This is a genomic window from Hymenobacter sp. UYCo722, assembly GCF_040547115.1.
In the GTDB taxonomy this organism is placed as follows: Bacteria; Bacteroidota; Bacteroidia; order Cytophagales; family Hymenobacteraceae; genus Hymenobacter.
Window position 1 is genome coordinate 370,002 of sequence record NZ_JBEPPC010000001.1, and the last position, 20,711, is coordinate 390,712.

17 protein-coding genes are annotated in these 20,711 nt (G+C 61.2%); 7 read left to right on the plus strand and 10 right to left on the minus strand.

The window, feature by feature from the left end:
• The first annotated feature begins 69 nt into the window (after nucleotides 1–69).
• The 5 genes from ABIB44_RS01630 (at nucleotide 70) to ABIB44_RS01650 (ending at nucleotide 5,845) form a co-directional block, all read left to right on the plus strand.
• The gene (locus ABIB44_RS01630; protein WP_354582876.1) at nucleotides 70–1,125 is read left to right on the plus strand and encodes a potassium channel family protein; all 1,056 of its coding nucleotides are present in this window, start codon (nucleotides 70–72) and stop codon (nucleotides 1,123–1,125) included.
• Between the two features lie 102 nt (nucleotides 1,126–1,227).
• Nucleotides 1,228–2,487 (plus strand): glycosyltransferase family 4 protein, encoded by a 1,260-nt coding sequence (locus ABIB44_RS01635; protein ID WP_354582877.1) that lies wholly within the window; start codon nucleotides 1,228–1,230, stop codon nucleotides 2,485–2,487.
• Nucleotides 2,484–3,674, plus strand: a complete 1,191-nt coding sequence (locus tag ABIB44_RS01640; RefSeq protein ID WP_354582878.1) for a glycosyltransferase — start codon at nucleotides 2,484–2,486, stop codon at nucleotides 3,672–3,674. The genes ABIB44_RS01635 and ABIB44_RS01640 overlap by 4 nt, the downstream gene beginning before the upstream one ends.
• Before the next feature lie 45 nt (nucleotides 3,675–3,719).
• On the plus strand, nucleotides 3,720–4,946 hold the full coding sequence (locus tag ABIB44_RS01645) for a bifunctional 3,4-dihydroxy-2-butanone-4-phosphate synthase/GTP cyclohydrolase II (protein WP_354582879.1): 1,227 nt from the start codon (nucleotides 3,720–3,722) through the stop codon (nucleotides 4,944–4,946).
• A gap of 158 nt (nucleotides 4,947–5,104) precedes the next feature.
• Nucleotides 5,105–5,845 (plus strand): hypothetical protein, encoded by a 741-nt coding sequence (locus ABIB44_RS01650; protein WP_354582880.1) that lies wholly within the window; start codon nucleotides 5,105–5,107, stop codon nucleotides 5,843–5,845.
• A 30-nt stretch (nucleotides 5,846–5,875) separates the two neighbouring features.
• Here ABIB44_RS01650 and ABIB44_RS01655 read toward each other — a convergent pair whose 3' ends face one another.
• Complete coding sequence (locus tag ABIB44_RS01655) at nucleotides 5,876–7,204, minus strand: competence/damage-inducible protein A (RefSeq protein WP_354582881.1); 1,329 nt, start codon at nucleotides 7,202–7,204, stop codon at nucleotides 5,876–5,878.
• A gap of 112 nt (nucleotides 7,205–7,316) precedes the next feature.
• On the opposite strand from ABIB44_RS01655, the gene ABIB44_RS01660 reads away from it, so the two are divergent.
• Entirely contained in the window at nucleotides 7,317–8,156 is an 840-nt protein-coding gene (locus ABIB44_RS01660) for a DUF4197 domain-containing protein (protein WP_354582882.1), read from the plus strand.
• 170 nt (nucleotides 8,157–8,326) lie between these two features.
• Here the strand turns inward: ABIB44_RS01660 and ABIB44_RS01665 are convergent, their stop codons facing one another.
• The 6 genes from ABIB44_RS01665 to ABIB44_RS01690 form a co-directional block, all read right to left on the minus strand.
• Nucleotides 8,327–8,689, minus strand: a complete 363-nt coding sequence (locus ABIB44_RS01665) for a hypothetical protein (protein WP_354582883.1) — start codon at nucleotides 8,687–8,689, stop codon at nucleotides 8,327–8,329.
• Between the two features lie 164 nt (nucleotides 8,690–8,853).
• A complete protein-coding gene (locus ABIB44_RS01670; protein ID WP_354582884.1) occupies nucleotides 8,854–9,483 on the minus strand; it encodes an ABC transporter ATP-binding protein in 630 nt (209 codons plus the stop codon).
• A 53-nt stretch (nucleotides 9,484–9,536) separates the two neighbouring features.
• Nucleotides 9,537–10,343 (minus strand): acyl-ACP--UDP-N-acetylglucosamine O-acyltransferase, encoded by an 807-nt coding sequence (gene lpxA, locus ABIB44_RS01675; RefSeq protein WP_354582885.1) that lies wholly within the window; start codon nucleotides 10,341–10,343, stop codon nucleotides 9,537–9,539.
• A 99-nt stretch (nucleotides 10,344–10,442) separates the two neighbouring features.
• A complete protein-coding gene (locus ABIB44_RS01680) occupies nucleotides 10,443–11,837 on the minus strand; it encodes a bifunctional UDP-3-O-[3-hydroxymyristoyl] N-acetylglucosamine deacetylase/3-hydroxyacyl-ACP dehydratase (RefSeq protein ID WP_354582886.1) in 1,395 nt (464 codons plus the stop codon).
• Between the two features lie 107 nt (nucleotides 11,838–11,944).
• On the minus strand, nucleotides 11,945–12,985 hold the full coding sequence (gene lpxD, locus ABIB44_RS01685; protein ID WP_354582887.1) for a UDP-3-O-(3-hydroxymyristoyl)glucosamine N-acyltransferase: 1,041 nt from the start codon (nucleotides 12,983–12,985) through the stop codon (nucleotides 11,945–11,947).
• A gap of 166 nt (nucleotides 12,986–13,151) precedes the next feature.
• Entirely contained in the window at nucleotides 13,152–14,381 is a 1,230-nt protein-coding gene (locus ABIB44_RS01690; RefSeq protein WP_354582888.1) for an HD domain-containing protein, read from the minus strand.
• Nucleotides 14,382–14,651: 270 nt separating this feature from the next.
• Here ABIB44_RS01690 and porX point away from each other — a divergent pair, with 270 nt between their 5' ends.
• The gene (gene porX / locus ABIB44_RS01695) at nucleotides 14,652–16,220 is read left to right on the plus strand and encodes a T9SS response regulator signal transducer PorX (protein WP_354582889.1); all 1,569 of its coding nucleotides are present in this window, start codon (nucleotides 14,652–14,654) and stop codon (nucleotides 16,218–16,220) included.
• A 33-nt stretch (nucleotides 16,221–16,253) separates the two neighbouring features.
• Here the strand turns inward: porX and ABIB44_RS01700 are convergent, their stop codons facing one another.
• From ABIB44_RS01700 to ABIB44_RS01710, 3 genes are all read right to left on the minus strand, one after another.
• The gene (locus ABIB44_RS01700) at nucleotides 16,254–16,643 is read right to left on the minus strand and encodes a TonB-dependent receptor plug domain-containing protein (protein ID WP_354582890.1); all 390 of its coding nucleotides are present in this window, start codon (nucleotides 16,641–16,643) and stop codon (nucleotides 16,254–16,256) included.
• A gap of 77 nt (nucleotides 16,644–16,720) precedes the next feature.
• On the minus strand, nucleotides 16,721–17,977 hold the full coding sequence (locus ABIB44_RS01705) for a pyridoxal phosphate-dependent aminotransferase (RefSeq protein ID WP_354582891.1): 1,257 nt from the start codon (nucleotides 17,975–17,977) through the stop codon (nucleotides 16,721–16,723).
• A 131-nt stretch (nucleotides 17,978–18,108) separates the two neighbouring features.
• Nucleotides 18,109–20,586, minus strand: a complete 2,478-nt coding sequence (locus tag ABIB44_RS01710) for an outer membrane beta-barrel protein (RefSeq protein ID WP_354582892.1) — start codon at nucleotides 20,584–20,586, stop codon at nucleotides 18,109–18,111.
• Nucleotides 20,587–20,711 lie beyond the last annotated feature (125 nt).

Consider the following 20,711-nt stretch of genomic DNA (forward strand, 5'->3'; position numbering starts at 1 on the left):
GTGCTGCGGCTGCGCGAACGCCAGATAAAGCATGACGTACTTTAGTTTTCTATTTGCCAACCTAGCTAAATGCTCCAGCGCTTCAACATCAACCGCTTAATTCTGGCCGTCGTTCTCACGACGATGAGCCTGATTATCGGCATGGCCGGCTTCACCTACATCGAGCATTACGGGCTCATCGATGCGTTTTATATGACGGTGACCACCGTGGCTACGGTGGGCTTTGGCGAAATTCACACGTTTTCGGAGGCGGGCCGGCTTTTCGTTTCTTTCTATATTCTCTACAACCTGGTGGTGGTGGCCTACCTGGTGTCGGTTTTTTCCTCCTTTATCTTTGATGGCGAGCTGCGCAAAATTTACAGAATGATTCGAACCGACCAGGAGATAAAGCGTTTCAGCGGCCACGTTATCGTGTGCGGCTTTGGGCGCAATGGCCGGCGGGCCTACCAGGAGCTGCGCGCCAGCGGGGCCCGCGTAGTGGTGATTGAGGCCAACCAGGAGCTTATGAAAAACATCACCGATGGCCATACTGGTGAGGATTACGACGGCGACGGCGTGCCCGGCGGCAGCATCTTCACCGTGTTCGGCGATGCCACCACCGACCTCGTGCTGAAGCAGGCCGGCGTGGAGCGGGCTTCGGCGCTCATCACCTCGCTGCCCAAGGATGCCGACAACGTGTTTGTGGCCCTCTCGGCCCGGGCCCTGAACCCGCGCCTGAAAATTATTGCCCGCGCTTCGCTCAAAACCTCGGAAAGCAAGCTAATCTCGGCCGGGGCCGACTCAGTGGTGATGCCCGACGAAATTGGGGGCTCGCACATGGCCAAGCTGGTGGTACGCCCCGAGGTCATCCGCTTCCTCGACCTGATTTCGGGCCTGAGCGCCGATAAGCTGCGGTTGGAAGAAATGTCGTTCGAACAGCTGCGCAAGGATTTGCACGGCCGTAGCATCCGCGAGCTCGAAGTGCGCTCCATCACCGGAGCCACGATTATCGGCCTGCGCAAAGCCGATGGCTCGCTGCTCGTGAGCCCGGGCGTCGACTACGTGCTCGAGGCCGGTGATGTGCTCCTGGTGCTCGGCAGCGAGGAGCAGATTGAAACGTTTGAGGTTCGTTTCCGGCAATTGTAGCTGAGTTAAGAATTAGGAGTTAAAAGTTACGAGCTGGTTGGTCGCCAGCAGCGCTTAACGCTCAGCTCCTAACGCTCAACTCTTAACTCTTAACTCACCTCCGTGCACATTCTGCAACTTTGCCCCCGCGTTCCGTTTCCACCCCACGATGGCGGGGCCATTGCCATGCACGACGTGGCGGCCGGCCTGGTGCGGGCGGGGCACCGCGTCACGCTGCTGGCCATCAACACGCCCAAGCACCGGCAGCCGGCCGCTGCCCTGGCCCACCTCGGTCCCGGCCTGCGCCTGGTACTGGTGGATGTCGACACCGATATTTCGGCCGGCAAAGCGCTGAAAAACCTGCTTTTCAGCCGCCAGCCCTACAACGTGGAGCGGTTCATCAGCGCCGCCGTTGGCGAGGAGCTGCTGAAAATTCTGCGTACCGAGCAGGTCGATGTTATCCAGTTCGAGGGCACCTTCGTGGCGTGGTATGCCGAGCTACTGGGCCGTGAGCAAGGTGCGGGGTTGCGGGTGCCGCCTCTGGTGCTGCGCGCTCACAACGTCGAAAACACCATCTGGCATATGCTGGCCCGGCGCGAGGGTAACCCGCTCAAGCGGCTGTTTCTGCGCACCATGGCCACGCGCCTCGAAGCCTTCGAGCGCCGCTACCTGCCCCAGTTCGATGCCGTGGCCGCCATTACGGAGGCCGATGCCGCCCGCCTGCGAGCCCTGGGCTGCCCCGAGCCGGTGGTGTTCATTCCGGCCGGCGTGGAGCTGGGCCGCGTGCAGGCTGACCCGGCCATCCGGCCCAAGCCGCGCACGCTGTTTATGATTGGCTCGCTCGATTGGCTGCCCAACCAGGAAGGGGTGGAGTGGCTGCTGCGCGAAGTTTGGCCCACGCTTCACGCCGAATTTCCCGAGGTAGAGCTGCACATTGCCGGCCGCAATGCCCCCGCCCACTTACTGAATCTGCGGGCCGGCAACGTGCACATGCACGGCTTCGTGGAGGCGGCCCCAGCCTTTATGCAGCAGTATGAGTTGATGCTGGTGCCCTTGCTGAGCGGGGGCGGCATGCGCGTGAAAATCATCGAGGGGATGGCGCTCGGCAAGGCCATTCTCAGCACCACGCTGGGTGCCGAAGGCATTGCCGCGCGCGACGGCCACGACATTGTGCTGCGCGATGGGCCGGCCGCCTGGCTCACTGCCCTGCGGGCCTGGGCGGGCGGCGAGTTGGCTACCGCTTCGCTCGGGGCCGCTGCCGCCCGCACCGCCGCCGACCTCTACGACAACCGCCGCGTGGTGCAGCGTTTCGAAGACCTGTATGCGCGCCTGTTACAGCCGGCGGTGGTGGCCGTTTCACCCGCTCCGCTACCATCCGAATGAAGCTGCTGGTTTTGCTCTCCCGCTTTCCGTACCCGCTCGATAAGGGCGACAAGCTGCGCGCCTACTATCAGTTGCGCGAGCTGGCCCGGCAGCACGAAATCTGCCTGTTCGCGCTCAGCGATGAGCCGGTGCCGGCCGAGGCGCTGGCGGCGGTGCGCCCGCTGTGCCGGGGCGGGCTGGTGCTGCGGCGGCTGCGGCGGCCGGGCATCGCGCGCGGCCTGGCCTGGGCGCTGGCCAGTGGCCGCCCACTCCAGGTTGGGTATTTCCACGATGCGGGGGCACAGCGGCAGGTTGACGGGCTGCTGCGCGATTTCCGGCCCGACCACGTGTACTGCCAGCTCATCCGCATGGCGGAGTACGTGCGGCCCCACGCCGGCCAGCTGCCGATGACGCTGGACTACATGGACGTTTTTTCGGCCGGCATGGCGCGCCGCGCCACCCAGACTCCGGCCTGGCAGCGCCCCGTGCTGGCCCTCGAAGCCCGGCGGCTGCTGGCCTACGAGGGGGCGGCATTCGATTGGTTTGCCCACCGCACCATTATCAGCGACCAGGACCGGCAGTTAATTGACCATCCCGGGCGGGCAGCCATCGAAATCGTGCTCAACGGCATTGACACGGACTACTTTCAGCCCCAGCCCGAGGTGGCCAAGCCCTACGAGGTGCTGTTCTGCGGCAACATGAGCTACCATCCCAACGTGGACGCGGCCTGCTTTCTGGCCGAGGAGATTATGCCCCTGGTGCGCCGGCAGTGCCCCGGGGCGCGGCTGCTGGTGGCCGGCACCACGCCCGCGCCCCGGGTGCAGGCGCTGGCTTCAGCCCAAGTCGAAATCAGTGGCTGGGTGCCGGACATCCGGGCGGCGTATGCCTCGGCGCGGGTGTTTGCCGCGCCCATGCGGGTGGGCACCGGCCTGCAGAACAAGCTGCTCGAAGCCATGGCCATGGAATTGCCCTGCGTGACAACCCCGCTGGCCAACAATGCCCTGGGCGGTACCGACGGGCGCGAGCTGCGCGTAGGAGCCGACGCGCCCGCCCTGGCATCGGCCATTGCAGACCTGCTGCTGGAGCCGAAAGCCGCGGCCGAGCTGGCGGGCCGGGGCCACGCCTTCGTGCAGCGGCGCTACACCTGGGCCGGGGCCACGGCCCGCCTCAAAGCCCTGTTTGGGCAGGGGGCGGGTAGCCGGGGCTAACTTTGCGCCGGCCCCGGTTGTTATGGCCCGAAATTCCTGCTTCCCATGCTTGATTCCATTGAATCCGCTATTGCCGATATCCGCGCCGGCAAAGTAGTTATCGTCGTCGACGACGAGGACCGCGAAAACGAAGGCGACTTCATTTGCGCCGCCGCCTGCGCCACTCCCGAAATCATCAATTTCATGGCCACGCATGGCCGTGGCCTGGTATGTGCCTCCCTGCCCGAAGCCCGCTGCGAAGCCCTGGGTCTCGACCTGATGGTGGGCCACAACACCGCCCTGCACGCCACGCCCTTCACGGTTTCGGTTGATTTGCTGAAGAACGGCGTAACCACCGGCATCTCGGCTTCCGACCGCAGCAAGACCATTCTGGCCCTCATCGACCCCGCCACCAAGCCTGAAGAGCTGGGTAAGCCGGGCCACATCTTCCCCCTCAAGGCCCGCAAGGAAGGCGTGCTGCGCCGCGCCGGCCACACCGAGGCGGCCGTAGATTTGGCCCGCCTCGCGGGTTTTGAGCCGGCCGGCGTGCTGGTCGAAATCCTGAAGGAAGACGGCGAGATGGCCCGCCTGCCCGACCTCGAAATCGTGGCAAAAAAATGGGACCTGAAACTCGTGTCGGTGCAGGACCTCATCAAGTACCGGCTGGCCAACGAAAGCCTGATTCACCGCGAAATCTCGGTTCGACTGCCCACCGATTGGGGCGATTTTGACCTCTACGCTTACACCCAGCGCAGCAACGGGGCCAACCACCTGGCCTTGGTGAAGGGCGATATCAGCGGGCCGGAGCCGGTGCTGGTGCGCGTGCACAGCTCGTGCGTAACGGGCGATATCTTCGGCTCGTGCCGCTGCGATTGCGGCCCGCAGCTGCACCAGGCCATGCGCCAGATTGAGCGCGAAGGTCGCGGCGTGATTGTGTACATGAACCAGGAGGGCCGCGGCATTGGTCTGCTCAACAAGCTCAAAGCCTACAAGCTCCAGGAGCAAGGCCGCGACACCGTGCAGGCCAACGAAGAGCTGGGTTTCCGGGGCGACGAGCGCGACTACGGCGTGGGTGCGTCCATCCTGCGCGACCTGGGCATCACCGCCATGCGCCTGCTCACCAACAACCCCAAGAAGCGCACCGGCCTCATCGGCTACGGCCTCGAAATCGTGGATACGCTGCCCATCGAAATCAGCGCCAACCCGCACAACGAGGCGTACCTCACCACCAAGCGCGACAAAATGGGGCACGAAATAATGCGCTCCGTATCGGCCGAAACTCCGGCTGCCTAAAAGTGAACTGATGCCATCCAAGTCCCTAATGCTTCGTGCGACGAAGCATTAGGGACTTTTTGCTTTTAATAGGCAAGGGCTAATTGCGGGCGGCGCGACAAATGCTTATATTCGGTGGTAGCCCTGATACTTAGCTAACCAACGGGGCCTGCGGCGCAATGAAACTCCTGCTGCTTTTCGTCCTGTTGTGCCTGTTTGCAGCCCCGGCGCGGGCCCAATCCGGAGCCGGAAATAGCCCGCTGCGGCTGAAGTTTCGACTGGGCCGGGTGGTGCTTCTCAGCGGTGATACCCTGGACGGGCCCGTGGCCCTGCAATTTGGGCCCGACCTGCTGTTCCTGGCCCGGCCCGATGGTACCATCCGCACGTTTGCGCCGGTGGCAGTGGCCGCCTGCGCCGTGCAGCAGGAAATGAGCATGGCCGCCGACGGCTCGGCCGCCGCTGACCCCAACCAGGTGCGGCTGTTTCGGGCGCTGCCCTGGTACCCCGACCGTAATCAGAAGCAGCCGGAAATTGCTTTTTTCGAGCAGCTGGGTGCTGGACCGGTCCTGCTGTTGCGCCGGCAGCGGCTGGCGCAGCGCACCGTGGCTTATACCCCCGTGCCGGCGACGGTGGGGGCGGGTGTATTTGGCATTCCGGTGGGCGGCAACAGCCGCGGGCTGCCACCGCCCAGCCCAACCCGCTACCTGAGCCTGCCGGAATTACGCGAAGAATTCTACTTGCTCCGTACCGCTGATGACCTTGTGCCGCTGCGGCCAGGGCTGAAGGAATTGCTGGGCGCGTTCCCGGTTGTTGCCTTGCAGCTGCAGTCCTACGCGCAGGCGCACCGCCTGAGCGCCGGGAGTGCCCGCGAGCTATCGGAACTGGTTAGCCTCGCTAATTCGCTGGCTGCCAAACCCTAAATTTAGCAACCTACACCAACATTTCCGGGCTTATAGTTTCCAGCCTCGCCCTTCTGGCTCCAATCCTGCTAACTGCTGGCGCAGTAGCGTGAGCACCGACTGCGCGGCGTACTCGGTGTTCAGCGCCCGGCCCCGGTCCAGCACATACTCGCGGCTGATGGTCTGGGTGCCGTCGGCGTAGGCCAGGCACACGGTGCCGACTTTTTTGGTGTCGGTGGCCCCGGTGGGGCCGGCAATGCCGCTGGTGGCCACGGCCACATCCACGCCCAGGCGACGGCGGGCCCCCTCGGCCATTTCGCGCACGGTGGCCTCGCTCACGGCTCCGAACTCGGCCAGGGTTTCAGGTTTCACGCCCAATTCCTGCTGCTTGATGTCGTTGTGATAGGCCACGATGCTCCCCCGGAAGTAGGCCGAGCTGCCCGAAACACCGGTCAGGCGCTGGGCCACCAGGCCGCCGGTGCAGCTCTCGGCCGTGCCGATGGTGAGGTTTTTGGCGAGCAGCAGCTTCCCGATGGCGGCTTCCAGCGTGGTTTCTTCTTCAGCGAAAATATATTCGCCAATGCGCTCGCGCAGGGCGGGCAGCAGGGCCAGCATGCGGCCGCGCAGGTCGGGCAGGCCGTCGGCGGTGCCCGTCAGGCGCAGGCGTACGGCCCCGAAGCTGGGCAGGTAAGCCAGTTTGAAGTTGGCGGGCAGGGCATCTTCCCAGTCCTCTATCTTCTTGGCCAGGAAGCTTTCGCCCAGGCCGGCGGTCATTACCACCACATGCTCGATGGGGGCAATGTGGAACATGCCCTGCAGGCGCGGCAACACGTGGTCGGTCATCAGGCGCTTCATTTCAAAGGGTACGCCGGGCATGCTCACAAACACGGTACCCTGGTCTTCAAACCACATGCCGGGGGCCGTACCCACGGCGTTGTGCAGCACCTCGCAGTTGGCGGGTACCAGCGCCTGTTGGCGGTTCACCTCGAGCATGGGGCGCTGGAAGCGCTTGAAAATTTCTTCCACGTGGTGCAGCGTGGGCTCGTGCATTACCAGCTCGGTGCCGAAGTAGCGGGCCAGTACGTGCTTAGTCAGGTCGTCTTTGGTCGGGCCGAGACCGCCGGTGATGAGCACTACCCGCGCCCGCTGCCGGGCCTGGTCGAGGGCGGCCACAATTTCATCGGCCCGGTCCGATACCGACGAAATCTGGCGTACCCGCAGGCCGATTTTACCCAGTTCCTGGCCCATAAAGGCTGAATTGGTGTCAATGACCTGTCCGTAAAGCAGCTCGTCGCCGATGGTCATAATCTCGACATCGGGTGGGGCGATGGCTAGTAAAGCAGGGTTGGAGCGTTCGGAAATCGAAGGGGTGGTGGACATGAGTGAACCGAGAAAATAGGTTTGGCCGCAAATTTGTCTTCAATTTGCACATGCGGCGGCCCAAGGACAGCCACAGGGGCCTTCCGGTTTTCCCGTCGCAGTTGTTTATTTCATGTTGACCCGACTCGCCAGCGTTCTGCTGCTCACCGGCCTGCTGGCCACCGCCGCTCCGGCCGCCCACGCCCAGACCCCCGCTGCCAAGAAAGCTGCTGCCGCCAAAAAAGCCGCCGCTGCCAAAACGGCCGCCGCAAAAAAGGCCGCCGCCGCGAAGGCTGCCGCTAAATCGACAACCACTAAAACCACCACCACGACTACGCCGGCCCCTGCGCCGCTGCCGCCGCTTACGCAGGACCAGGCCAGCGCCGGCGTGAAAGAAGCCCTCAACAAAGGCATCGTGAAAGCCGTGCAGTTCGCATCGGAGCCCGATGGCTTCAACCTGAACGACGACATTCACATCCCCACGCCGCCCGACCTCGACCTGGTGAAAAGCACCATCGGCCGCCTGCCGGGCATGACCAACCTGTTCGCTCAGCTCGAAACCCAGCTCAACCGCGCCGCCGAGGCCGCCGCCCCCAAGGCCAAGGATATTTTTCTGAGCGCGCTGTCTAACATGAGCTTCACCGACGCCCTCTCGCTGGTAACGAGCAGCGAAACCGACGCGGCTACCCAGTTCCTGCGCAAATCGACCCAATCGCAGTTGATAACGGCTTTTCACCCCGATATCGAAAAGGCCATTGACCAGGTAGGAGCCGGCCGGGCTTACTCTACCATCACCAACACCTACAATAAAATCCCGCTGCAACAGCCGGTCAACCTCAGCCTGGCCGACTATACCACCCAGAAGGCCGTCGATGGCCTGTTCGTGCTGCTGGCCAACGAGGAAGCTAAAATTCGCAAAAACCCCGCCGCCCGCACCAGCGACATTTTGAAGTCGGTTTTCGGCCGGAAATAGGGCGTTAAGTAGAAAAATTTCAGTAGCAAGTAGTTAGACAAAAGCCCCGGCTGGAATTTCCAGTCGGGGCTTTTTGATATAGGGGTCTTCGTAAAGTTCGGCAACTATCAGTAGCAGGCTAAGACGCCAGCATTAATCTAACTATCTGCTGCTTTATACTTAATACTCGCTTAATAGTCGTCGCTGTCGGAGCTGCTGCCGCGGCGGCCACCGCGGCCGCTGCTGTAGCCTTCGTCCTCGTCGTCATCATCGTCGGCGAAATCGTCCTCGTCGTCATCGAGGCTGGTGAAGCCGCCGCGGTCGGCGTTTTCGGCGCGCTCGGCTTCCACGAATTCTTCCTCGCTCATGTTGGCCAGGTCGAGGGCTTCGTCGTGCGAGGAACCGGTGTCGGTCCACATCAGGTAGTCGGCGTATTTGGCCGAGAGCCGGTCTTCGGTGTTGCCGAGGGCCGTCGCGCCGCCCTTTTTGGCGTAGGAGTCCAGGTTATCGTCGTCGTCGAGCAGGTTGTCGTCCAGGTCGTCTTCATCAATCATGGCCGGGGCGGGGGGGTAAAATAGGTGGAAGAAATAAGTGCCGGTATCAGCCGCGAAGATACGGCAGGCGCGGATTTAGTGTTGTGCCAGCCCGGGATTTTATGACGAAAAACAATGCCTCTCCACCCTAAGAGGACTGGTTTTACCCCGGCAGTACAAATTGATTATCGAAGCCGCTCGACTTGATAATCCGTCACGAGCAATTGCTCATCGCAGAAGCCGTACTCGGCCGGCACGTTCGAGCTCAGCAGCAGCGTGCGTCCGGCGCGCGTGGCCTGCACGTGTTCCTGGTACCAGGCCACGCCGGTGGTGTCGAGGTTGGTGGTAGGCTCGTCGAGTAGCAGGAGCGGGGCCTCCGCGTACAGCGCCAGTCCCAGCTTAAGCCGCTGCTTCATACCCGACGAAAACTCCCTAATCAGCCGCTGTCGGGCTTTTTCGAGGTACATAATATCGATAAGCCGCTCGATGCTGATGCCCGCCCGCAGCGGTTTGAATTGGGTGTGGAAGCGCAGTAGCTCTAGCAGCGTGAGTTCTTCCAACAGCTCCAAGTAGGGGGCGGCGTAGGCCAGGTGCCGGGGTACGTCCTCCACGGCCAGGGCGCGGCCGGCCAGCGCATACGTGAGGGTGCCCTCGGTGGGCAGCAGCTGGCCCGAAAACGTGTTCAGCAGCGTGCTCTTGCCCGCGCCGTTGGGCCCAAGCACGGCCGTGGCACTGCCCGGCCGGAACGTGCGCGTGAGGCCCCGGAAAATCCAGTCGCGCTGGAAGCGCTTACCCAGGCCGGAAGCTTCAATCAACAATTAGCAATGAGCAGTTAACAATGAGCAATGGTTGCGGGCAGCTGTGTGCGCTAGTCCAGTTCACCCTCAACGTTTCTATCGCGCTTGGGACCTTTAATGATGCCGCGCGTGGCCGCCCGAATAAATTCCAGGGCGTGGTCGCGCTCCACCGAAGGCTCAATCTCTGCTTCAATGCGGGCAATGGCGTCCTGGGTATTCATGCCGCCCAGAAAAAGCAGGCGGTAGAGGTTGTGCAGGTTGGTTACCTGCTCCTCGGTGTAGCCGCGGCGGCGCAGGCCCACCGAGTTTACGCCGGCGTAGGTAAGGGGCTCGCGAGCGGCCTTTACGAAGGGCGGAATGTCTTTCCGCACCAGCGAGCCGCCACCCAAAAAGGCGTGCGCCCCGATGCTCACGAACTGGTGAATGGCCGAGGTGCCGCCCAGAATGGCCCAGTCGCCCACCGTTACGTGGCCGGCAATCTGCACCGAGTTCGAAATCACGCAGTGGTTGCCAATCACGCAGTCATGGGCCACGTGCACGTAGGCCTGCAGCAGACAGTGGCTGCCCACCACGGTGCGGCCCCGGTCCACGGTGCCACGGTTAACGGTCACGCATTCGCGCAGCACGGTGTAGTCGCCGATTTCGGCCGTGGTTTGCTCGCCGGCAAACTTCAAATCCTGTGGTACCGCGCCAATTACCGCGCCCGGAAACACCTGGCAGTGCGCCCCGATGCGGGTGCCGCTCATGATGGTTACGTTCGGCCCAATCCAGCTGCCCTCGCCGATTTCGACATCCGCCGCGATGGTCGTGAACGGTTCGACGGTGACGTTCGCCGCGAGACGGGCTTCGGGATGAATATGGGCGAGGGGAGAAATCATAAAATCAGTTAACAGTTAGCAGTTAACAGTTGGCAGTTGTTGAGTAAAATCGGAGCAGCATAAAACTGGTCACTGTTCACTAATAACTGTTCACTGAAACTAAACGTCTTTGCGGACGATGGCGGCGCTCATTTCGGCTTCGCATACCACCTTGCCATTCACAAAGGCCTGGCCGCGCATTTTGGCGATGCCGCGCTTGATGGGGGCCAGCAGCTGGCAATGATACACGATGGTATCGCCGGGCAGCACCTTCTTGCGGAACCGGGCATTTTCGATGCCCAGGAAATACTGCCAGTAGTTTTCGGGGTCGGGCACGGTGTTCATCACCAGAATGCCGCCAGTCTGGGCCAGGCCCTCGATTTGCAGCACGCCGGGCATCACCGGGTTGCCGGGGAAGTGGCCCTGGAAGAAGGGCTCGTTAATCGACACATTTTTTACGGCCGTTACCACCTGGTCATCCAGGTGCACCACCTTGTCAATCATGATGAAGGGGTAGCGGTGGGGCAGCACCTGCATGATGCGGTTGATGTCCATCACCGGCTCGCGCAGGGGGTCGTAGAGCGGCACCGGGTTGCTACGCGCCTCCAGCATCTTCTTCTTGATTTTTTTGGCGAAGGCAACATTGGCGGCGTGCCCGGGGCGGGCGGCCAGAATCTGGCCTTTCAGGGGGCGGCCCACCAGGGCGAGGTCGCCCACGAGGTCGAGCAGCTTGTGGCGGGCGGGCTCGTTTTTGTGGCGTAGGTCCACGTTATTAAGAATGCCTTCTTTTTTGACAGCTACGCGGGGCTTCCCCAGCATTTTGGCGAGGTCGTTCAGCTCGTCGTCGCTCACCACGCGGTCCACTACCACGATGGCGTTGCTCAAATCGCCGCCGCGAATGAGGTTGTTCTTGTAGAGCATCTCCAGCTCGTGCAAAAAGCAGAACGTGCGCGACGAGGCAATCTCCTCGCTGAACAGCCCAATATCGGTGAGCGTGGCGTGCTGAGAGCCCAGCACCGGCGAATTATAGTCCACCATCACCGTGAGGCGATAGTCGGTGAGGGGCAGGGCGGCAATCTCTACGCCGCGCGCATTGTCCACGTACCGAATGCTTTCCGGAATCTCGTAGTAGTTGCGCAGCGCGTTCTGCTCCTCAAACCCCACGGTGTTCAGGGCTTTGATGAACTCGGCCGACGAACCATCCATAATCGGCGGCTCGGGGCCGGACAGCTGAATCAGCACGTTATCGAGCTGCAGGCCCACGAGGGCCGCCAGCGTGTGCTCCACGGTGTTCACGCGGGCCCCGTTCTGCTCGATGGTCGTGCCGCGGCTCAGGTCGACCACGTTGTCCACGTCGGCATCCACCACGGGCTGGCCGGGCAAATCGACCCGCTGAAACTTATAGCCGTGGCTCACCGGCGCGGGGCAAAACGTCATGGTCGCTTCTACGCCGGTGTGCAGGCCAATGCCGCGCACCGTCACGGGCGCCTTAATGGTGTGTTGCTTGTCGTTCATTCTTATTTGGTGCTTAGTGCTTGGTGCTTAGTGCTTGGCAATGAGGCGGAAAGACAGCTAAGTCTGACTGCCAAGCACCAAGCACCAAGCACTAATAGGCTACAAAGCTAGGGCTTTTCCGTCGTGTTTTGACCCTTCTCCAGTGCCACCACGCGCTGTTCGAGCTCGGGCAGGCGGCGAAAAACGATTTGGGCGCGCTGGTTCTGCTTGAAGTCGAAGGCGGTGGAGCCTTGCAGGATGGTGCCTTCCTGCTTCACGTTCTTACCCACGCCCGACTGGGCCGTGACGGTGGTTTTGTTGGCCAGCGACACGTGGCCGGCCATCCCCACCTGCCCCGCCAGCACGCAATAGTCGCCAATTTTGGCCGAGCCCGCGATGCCCGTTTGCGAGGCAATGACGGTGTGCTGGCCGATTTCGACGTTGTGGGCCAGCTGCACGAGGTTGTCGATTTTGCTGCCCCGTCCGATGCGCGTGCTGCCCAGCGTGGCGCAGTCGATGGTGGCGTTGGCCCCGATGCTCACGAAATCCTCCAGCACCACGTTGCCGATTTGCGGAATGGCTTTGTAGCTGCCATCCGGCTGCGGGGCGAAGCCAAAGCCGTCGGACCCCACTACCGCGCCAGCTTTGATAACGCAGTACTTACCGATGACGGTGTCAGCGTAAACCTTGGCCCCGGCGTGAATGATGCTGCCCTCGCCAATGGTCACCCGGTCGCCGATGTAAGCTTGCGGGAACACCAGCACGTTGTCGCCCAGCCGGCAATTGTCGCCGATGTAGGAAAACGCCCCCCGGTAGTGGCCGGAGCCAATGCTGGCGCTCTCTGCAATAAAAGAAGGCTGCTCGACGCCACGCTTGCCCGTGCGGGTGGCCTGGGCATAGAACTCCAGCAGCTGGCTGAAGGCGGTGTACGGGTTGTCGACCCGGATGAGGGCCGCCCCCACGGGTTGGCGCAGAACCTGCTCGCGGCCCATAATCACGGCCGAAGCGCCGGTGTCGTAGAGAAACGGCTCATATTTGGCGTTCGACAAAAAGGTGAGCGAGCCGGCCTGGGCGTCTTCAATTTTAGCGAGGCTGGAGATGCGCTGAGTTGCGTCGCCCTCCACGGTGCCGCCGAGCACTTCGGCGATTTGCTGAACGGTAAATTCCATAAGCGGCAAAAATAACGGGCGGTTTCTGTTTTGGTCTGGACTAAGATTGGTCTGGTTGTCATCCTGAGCGCAGCGAAGGACCTTATCACAGCTGTGGCGGTTGAGGTAATGCCAACCATGCTTGCGTGATAAGGTCCTTCGCTGCGCTCAGGATGACAATTGCGCACTATACAATTTCCTTTGGGTAGCAGATGTAGAATTTCTCGACCCGTTGGCTCAGGGCCTTGATGTTGGGCAGGTCTGAGGCCTCCATCACGTTCACCACGTCGCCGAGCTTGGTCAGGATTTCGATGGGCTCCTGGCTTTTGGCATTGTAGGCGCTGTTGCTCAGGCGGCCCGAAATCATCAGCAGGGCCGCTTCTTCCATGGGCAGGCCAAATTTCTCGGCGATGAGCTCCTGAATGCCCAGCTTGAAATCGTCTTCGTAGGGAACCGGGGCCAGCACAATCTTGAGCAGGTTGCGGTGAAGAATGCTCTTGGCCAGGTAGCTGAGCACCTTATCGGAATGGCTGGCCCACGCCTTAATGGCCGACCAGATGTCGTAGTCATCGAGCTCCACAAAATGGCTCAGGATTTTATCGTCCTTCTCAAACTCGGCCAGGCTCACGGCGCGGCCCAGAAAGTAGCTCAGGCAGCTGTTGGCGGGCACTTCCACGCCGCGCCGGGCCAGGTCGCGGGCCCGCTGCACGGTCCGAATCACCATTTGCTCGGCCGACGTCACGGTTTTGTGCAGGTACACCTGCCAATACATCAGCCGGCGGCTCACCAGGAAATTCTCCACTGAGTACACGGCTTTTTCCTCCAGCACCAGCCGCTCCTCGTGCACGCGCAGCATTTTGATGAGGCGGTCGGCCCCGGGCCGACCTTCTTCTACGCCGGTGTAAAACGAGTCGCGGTTAAGGTAGTCGAGCCGGTCCATGTCGAGCTGGCTGCTCACCAGCTGGTGAAAGAACGGCCGCGCGTACGTGCCCTTGAAAATGGCAATGGCCAAGTCGAGCTTACCGTTGAACTCCTTATTGAGCCGCTCCATCAAGAAAAGTGATAGCTGCTCGTGGGGCACGTCCTGAAAAATGGCGGTTTCGAGGGCGTGGGAGAGGGGGCCGTGGCCCACGTCGTGCAGCAGGATGGCGGCCAGGGCCGCCTCGCCCTCGGCCGCCGAAATCGACACGCCCTTGTCCTTGAGCGTGCGCAGGGCTAGCGACATCAGGTGCATGGCCCCCAGGGCGTGGTGGAAGCGCGTGTGCAGCGCTCCCGGGTACACAAATCCCGTGAGCCCGAGCTGCTGAATGCGCCGCAGCCGCTGGAAATACGGATGCTCGATGAGGTCGAACAGAAACTCCGTCGGGATGGTGACGAAGCCGTAAACGGGGTCGTTGAAGATTTTCTTTTTGTTCACGATGGGAGGCGGGGCGCAGGCAGTAAATTATAGGAATCGGGAGCGGGGCAGCAGAAACAGGCAACATTTACCACCGCCGCTCGTCAATAGACTAAGGCGAAGCTACGGCCTGCCATTCCGGCAAATGCAACTTTGCACGGCCGAGCCTGCTTCTTACGTGTCGCGGGCTTCCCGCTATTTTCATTCGGAGCTACCGAACGTTGTGCTCGCAATCACGACTCCAACTAACGGGCAGCGTAAGCTGAGTTCCCCAATCCTCAAGACTTCACTATGCAACAAACCACCATCCTCTGGGCCGACGACGAAATCGACCTGCTTAAGCCGCACCTGCTCTTTCTCAAGGAAAAAGGCTACGACGTAACCCCCGTCAACAGCGGGGCCGATGCCATCGAAGAGATTCAGGAAAAGAGCTACGACCTCGTGTTTCTCGATGAGAACATGCCCGGCCTCACCGGCTTGCAGACGCTGACTGAAATTAAGGCCATCCGGCCCACCGTGCCCGTGGTGATGATTACCAAGAGCGAGGAGGAGCACATTATGGAGTCGGCCATCGGGGCCAAAATCGCCGATTACCTGATTAAGCCGGTGAACCCGAGCCAGATTTTGCTGTCGGTGAAGAAGGTGCTCGACAACAAGCGCCTCGTGAGTGAGGCCACCAACTCGGGCTACCAGCGCGATTTCCGCCAGCTTGGTATGCAGCTTTCCGACCGCCTCACGCCCGCCGAATGGGCCGACGTATACAAGAAGCTGGTGTACTGGGAGCTTGAAATCAACGAAACCGAGGGCAAGAGCATGGCCGAAGTTTTCAACATGCAGAAGGACGAGGCCAATACCTACTTCGGCCGCTTCATCACGGAAGATTACGAGGACTGGGTGAATGGCGACGACAAAAATGCCCCGCTCATGTCGCACCAGCTATTCAAGGAGCGCGTGTTCCCGACCCTGAAGGCCACCGGCGACACGCCCGTGTACTTTGTGCTGATTGACAACCTGCGCTACGACCAGTGGAAGGTGCTCGAACCCATCATCACCGAGCTGTTCACGGTGGACAGCGAGGAGATGTACTACGCCATTCTGCCTACCACCACGGCTTACGCCCGCAACGCCATATTCTCGGGCATGATGCCGAGCGAAATTCAGAAGAAGTACCCCAACCTGTGGGTGGACGACCAGGACGACGAGGGCAAAAACCTGCACGAGGCTGAGTTCATGGAAATCAATTTCCAGAAGAACAACCAGAAGGTGAAGCACAGCTACCACAAGGTGACGAACCTGCAGGCGGGCAAGGATTTGCTGGGCAAGATGAGCAACCTGCACAACAACTACAAGTGCAACGTCATCGTGTACAACTTTGTGGACATGCTCTCGCACGCCCGCACCGACATGGCCATGATTCGGGAGCTGGCTGCCGATGAATCGGCTTACCGCAGCATCACCCGCTCGTGGTTCCTGCACTCGCCGCTGTATGAGATGCTGCAAACCATTTCTGAGAAAAAGGGCAAGCTCATCATCACCACCGACCACGGCACCATCCGCTGCAAACGCCCATACAAGATTGTGGGCGACCGCAATACGAACACCAACCTACGCTACAAGCACGGCAAAAACCTGGGCTTCGAAGACTCGCGCGATGTGTACGTGGTGCGCAAGCCGGAGAATATTTTCCTGCCCCGCGAAAACGTGAGTACCGCCTACGTCTTCACCATCGGCGACTATTTCTTCGCCTACCCCAACAACTACAACTATTACGTGAACTACTACAAGGACACGTTCCAGCACGGCGGCATCTCGCTCGAGGAGTGCATCATTCCGTACGTGACGTTGACGGCCAAGGGGTAATCAACCTTTTATTACATACAAAAAAAATCCCGCTCAATTGAGCGGGATTTTTTTGTGACGAAGTGCCTGCTGTTTCTTCATGGTGAGAATAATAACCCCATTAATTCCGCCTGCACCAAACTGTTTGATTGCTTCCTCACCTTTCACAACGACTATATTTTCGATGTGTTGCGGGTTCATTCCAGACAATGCTTCATAAGCAACGATTTTTCCCTCAACAACCAAAAGTGGCTGCGAGATTCTGTTGTCACGATAAGTGAAAGGCCTTTTCCTAACCGAGTCCGAATTAGAAGTGCCTATTGTATTGGGTGCAGTTGCAAGCAAAAGCTGAATCTGCTTGGCTGAAATAGGTGAAATAGCTTGCGCATTAATTTCTGTCGAAATTATCAGCGCAGTCAATGACAAAACAAGTATGCGAGCCATTTGCATATAGGAATTGATTTTTATTTCTCATAGTATAGTTGATGCTTTACATTAAGAAATTCCACATGCTTTAGTTGTTACTTCAGCTTATCCAGCGCCGCCCGCAATCGGGGCAGCGCCGCCTGAATCGACTCTACCGTCTCAGCACCCACCGAGGCGCGGAACCAGGGCTCGATGGCCGATGAGCCGAAGGCGGAGAAGGGTACCAGCGCCAGCTGGGCTTCGGCGATGAGGTAGGAGGTGAGCTCGGCGGTGGTGGCGAGCACGGTGCCGTCGGGGGCGGTGCGGCCCAGCACGTCGATTTTGGCGGTGAGGTAGATGGCTCCGGCCGGGGCCACGGCATCGACGGGATAACCTTGTTGTTTCAATTCTTTTAAGCCCTTGAAAAAACCTTCGAGCGAGCTGTCGAGGCGGGTTTTCATGCCAGCCAGGAACTCGTCGACGGCGGCGGTTTGGGGCAGGAAGTGGGCGGTCGCAACCTGCTCGGCTTTGGGGGCCCAGGCACCCACGTGGCCCAGGATGGACTTCATTTGGTTGATGAGCACTTGCGGGCCGAAAGCGTAGCCCACGCGCACCCCGGTGGCGGCGAAGCACTTCGAGGTGCCGTCGATGTAGATGACGTAGGGACGCAGCGCTGGGCGCAAGCTCACCGGGTCGAAGTGCTGAGTGTCACCGAAGGTCAGCAACCAGTAAATCTGGTCGTACATGATGTAGAGCGGCTTTTCATCGGGGCCGCGGCGTTGGTTTTCGGCCAGCACCAGGTCGCATATTTCCTCCAGCCCTTCTTTGGTGAAGACCGTGCCCGTCGGGTTCAGCGGGGAGCACAGGGCCAGTAGGGTAGCCCCGGCTACGTGCGAGGCCAGGTCGGCCGCCGTGGGCATGAAGTTGTTTTCGGCGTGGGTGGGCACGGCTACGGGCGTGGCATCCACGAGGTGGCAGTAGTGGTTGTTGTTCCAGCTCGGTAGCGGGAAGATGACGCGGTCGCCAGCATCCACGATGGCGCGATAGGCGGCGTAGATAAGCGGCCGCGAGCCGCCGGCAATCAGAATATCGTCGGGGCCGTAGCTCAGACCCTGGCGCTCCTGCAAAAACGTTGAAACCGACTGGCGCAACTCGCCCATCCCGGCCGCCGGCGGGTAATTGGTGAGGCCGGCTTTGTAAGCATCGATAATACCGTCGGTAAGGCCGGCCGGAATTGGGAAAATCTTCGAATCGAAGTCGCCAATGGTCAGGTTGCAGATGTTCGCCCCCTGGCGCACCTGCTCACTAACCTGGTTGCCGATTCGGATAATTTCGGAGCCGCGCAGACCGGCGGCCATCTTGGAGACTTGCATAAGCTGTAAAAAGCCGCTGAATGGTCTCTACGGCGCACGAAGATAACTGACGCTGCGCTTAGTGAGGAATGGAGTATACGGAAATGGCGAATGGACCAATAAGTCAGCAATACCTCATTTAGCGCAGCGCGCTACTGGCCGTTGGCGCGGCGCAGCTCATCCTCGGCACCGGCGGCGCGCTTGCGGGCGGCGGCTACTTTGCTGTTGCCGAAGCGGTAGGTGAACGTGGCCGTGGCCACGCGCAGGTCTTCGCGCCGGGCAAAGGTTTCGCGAAAGCTGACGAACGTGGAGGTCGCGCTGACGGGGCTGGTGTAAAAAATATCGGTCGCGCTCAGGCGTAGCGAACCCTGCTTGTTCCAGAAGTTTTTGAGCAGGCCCACGCCTACTTGCCCGCGCGCCGTCGACTTCTCAAAGCCCCATATTTCGCCCGACTGGAACGTGCCCGTCAGCTCGGCCGACCAGCCCTGGGGCAGGCTGAACGTATTATTGGCCGAAAGCTGGCAGGCCGGCTGGCCCTGGTCGAGGGCCGTGCCCGCCAGGCTGCCCCGAAACCGGGAGTAGTAAAACACCCCGTTGGCGTAGAGTGTCCACCATTTTGCGGGCTCCAGCGGGGCCGTGAGGGTGAGGGCCACGTAGTCCTGCGAGGTCAGGTTCACGTCCTGGTTCACTACCAGACGGCCGCCATCGGGCGAAGGCTGTACGGCACTCACAATGGGCAAGTCGGTGCGGACGTAGGCCAGCGCGGTGATGAATTTCTGACGGAAAGTGTGCGTCAGTTCGGCCGAATAGCTGGTTTGGGCCACCAAATTGGGGTTGCCGGCCCGGTAGGAAATGGGGTCGACGTAAAACCGCAGCGGATTCAGCTGCCCATAGTTGGGCCGGTCGATGCGGCGGGCTAGCGCCAGCCCTAACGCGTGCCGGGGGCTAAGCGTGCGCCCTACCGATACGCTCGGAAACAGCTGCGTGTAGTGCCGCTCGCGGGCCGGCTCGCCGCTGAGCTCGGCCAGCGTGTTGGTTTGTTCGGCCCGCAGGCCCGCCTGAATGGTGGTTTGCGCCATTGGCGCACGCAGGCTCACGTAGGCTGCGTTTACATTTTCGGAATAGCGAAAATCCTTTGAAATTAGCGGGTTGAAGGTGGTGATGCCGGTTTCCGTATCAAAAAAGGCCACCGTGTTGTCGCTGCGGACGCGGGTGGCCTTCGCGCCGGCATCGAGGCGCGCGCGGTGGGGCAGGGGCTGGCTGTAGTCGAGCTTGAGGGAGCCGATGGACAGGTCGCTGCGTTGGTCGCCGGTGAGCTGCCTGACAAGGTACTGAGGCTCCAGATAATCGGCTTGCTGGGCCAATAGCCGCGTGGTGTGGTAGCGGCCGTAGTCGGCATCGAAGGTGAGGGCGGCGGCGTTGGACGAGTCGGCCAGCGCGTGGCGCAGGTTCAGGTTGCCGCTGCCGCTGGGCCGGTCAATATTCTGGGCCGTGACGGAGGTGTAGCGGCTTAGCGGGTCGCCGGCCAGGCTCCGGAATTCGCTCCGGGTATCCACGCTGTTATCGATGTGGCTCAGCAGGGCCGTGAGCGACGCACCCAGTAGCGTGCGTTTGGAAAGCGTGAGGTCGAGCCCGGCCTTGGCCGCGTGCGAGCGCAGCTGCGACACCTGGTCGTTGAACTGGCGGCTGGCGGCGGCGGGCAGCAGGGTGGTGGCCGCGTAGCGCCGGTCGAAGTCGAAGCGGGTAAAGTAGCGTCGCTCGGTGTAAGTGTAGTTGCCGTAGATATTCAGGGCTTTACGGCGATGGTTGAGTGCCACGCCGCCCGTGAAGCGCCCATAGCCGCCACGGCCCACGCCCAAGCTGACGCTGCCGTTGGTGCCCAGTCGCTGGTCCCTTTTTAGGTTGATGGCAATGACACCGGCTCCGCCCTGGGCATCGTACTGCGCCGGCGGGTTGGTCAGCAGCTCGATGCTTTGCACCTGTTCGGCGGGCAGGGCCTTGAGGTAGTCGGCCAGTTCGGAACCGGTGAGGGGCACGCGCTTGCCATCCACGACCACCAGCATGCCCTGGCGGCCGCGCAGGCTCAGGTTATCACGGCCGTCGTTGCTGATGCCGGGCGCGCGGCCCAGTACTTCCAGCGCCGTAGCCCCGGTGGCCAGCGGGCTATCGGCCACGTTCACCACCGTGCGGTCGCCCTGATGCTCGTACAGCGGTTTGCGGGCTGTCACGGTTACTTCTTTCAGCGCCGTGGCCCCGCTGGGCCGCAGGGTGATGGCAGGCATTGCTAGCCCCTCGGCCAGCACGGTTAGCACGGGGCTCCAGTAGCGTCCGTACCCCACCTGCGCCGCCGAAACCAAGTAGCGCCCGTTCCCGGGAGCATCGAACCGAAACAGCCCCTGCGCATCGCTGAACTCGGTTTTTACCACCACCGAATCGGTCGCTCGATGCAGGGTGAGCGTCACAAATTCTACTGGTACGCCCGCCGCGCCGCGCACGGTGCCGGTGAGGGGCACAGTTTGCTGGGCCGCGCCGGCTAGCGGCATTAGCCCCAACAGGAGCAGCGGAAATTGCCGGATTCGCTTACCAGCAAGGCAAGAAGGAACGTGCAGCGACGGAGTAAAGTCGGGCATAAGCGAGAAGATTGGGTAGAAATCGACAGGAGGCTCCGCTGCTTTCCGTTCGCCCAAATTTCTGGCTAAAACCGTCCGGTAGAAAGGGGCCGGACAGTAGAATAGGCTATTTGTACTGAACGAAT

Coding starts and splice junctions, on each gene's coding strand:
- ABIB44_RS01640 (WP_354582878.1), top strand. CDS start 2,484: ATGAAGCTGCTGGTTTTGCTCTCCCGCTTTCCGTACCCGCTCGATAAG.
- ABIB44_RS01630 (WP_354582876.1), top strand. CDS start 70: ATGCTCCAGCGCTTCAACATCAACCGCTTAATTCTGGCCGTCGTTCTC.
- ABIB44_RS01680 (WP_354582886.1), bottom strand. CDS start 11,837: ATGAACGACAAGCAACACACCATTAAGGCGCCCGTGACGGTGCGCGGC.
- ABIB44_RS01645 (WP_354582879.1), top strand. CDS start 3,720: ATGCTTGATTCCATTGAATCCGCTATTGCCGATATCCGCGCCGGCAAA.
- ABIB44_RS01710 (WP_354582892.1), bottom strand. CDS start 20,586: ATGCCCGACTTTACTCCGTCGCTGCACGTTCCTTCTTGCCTTGCTGGT.
- lpxA (WP_354582885.1), bottom strand. CDS start 10,343: ATGATTTCTCCCCTCGCCCATATTCATCCCGAAGCCCGTCTCGCGGCG.
- ABIB44_RS01650 (WP_354582880.1), top strand. CDS start 5,105: ATGAAACTCCTGCTGCTTTTCGTCCTGTTGTGCCTGTTTGCAGCCCCG.
- ABIB44_RS01660 (WP_354582882.1), top strand. CDS start 7,317: ATGTTGACCCGACTCGCCAGCGTTCTGCTGCTCACCGGCCTGCTGGCC.
- porX (WP_354582889.1), top strand. CDS start 14,652: ATGCAACAAACCACCATCCTCTGGGCCGACGACGAAATCGACCTGCTT.
- lpxD (WP_354582887.1), bottom strand. CDS start 12,985: ATGGAATTTACCGTTCAGCAAATCGCCGAAGTGCTCGGCGGCACCGTG.
- ABIB44_RS01665 (WP_354582883.1), bottom strand. CDS start 8,689: ATGATTGATGAAGACGACCTGGACGACAACCTGCTCGACGACGACGAT.
- ABIB44_RS01655 (WP_354582881.1), bottom strand. CDS start 7,204: ATGTCCACCACCCCTTCGATTTCCGAACGCTCCAACCCTGCTTTACTA.
- ABIB44_RS01705 (WP_354582891.1), bottom strand. CDS start 17,977: ATGCAAGTCTCCAAGATGGCCGCCGGTCTGCGCGGCTCCGAAATTATC.
- ABIB44_RS01700 (WP_354582890.1), bottom strand. CDS start 16,643: ATGGCTCGCATACTTGTTTTGTCATTGACTGCGCTGATAATTTCGACA.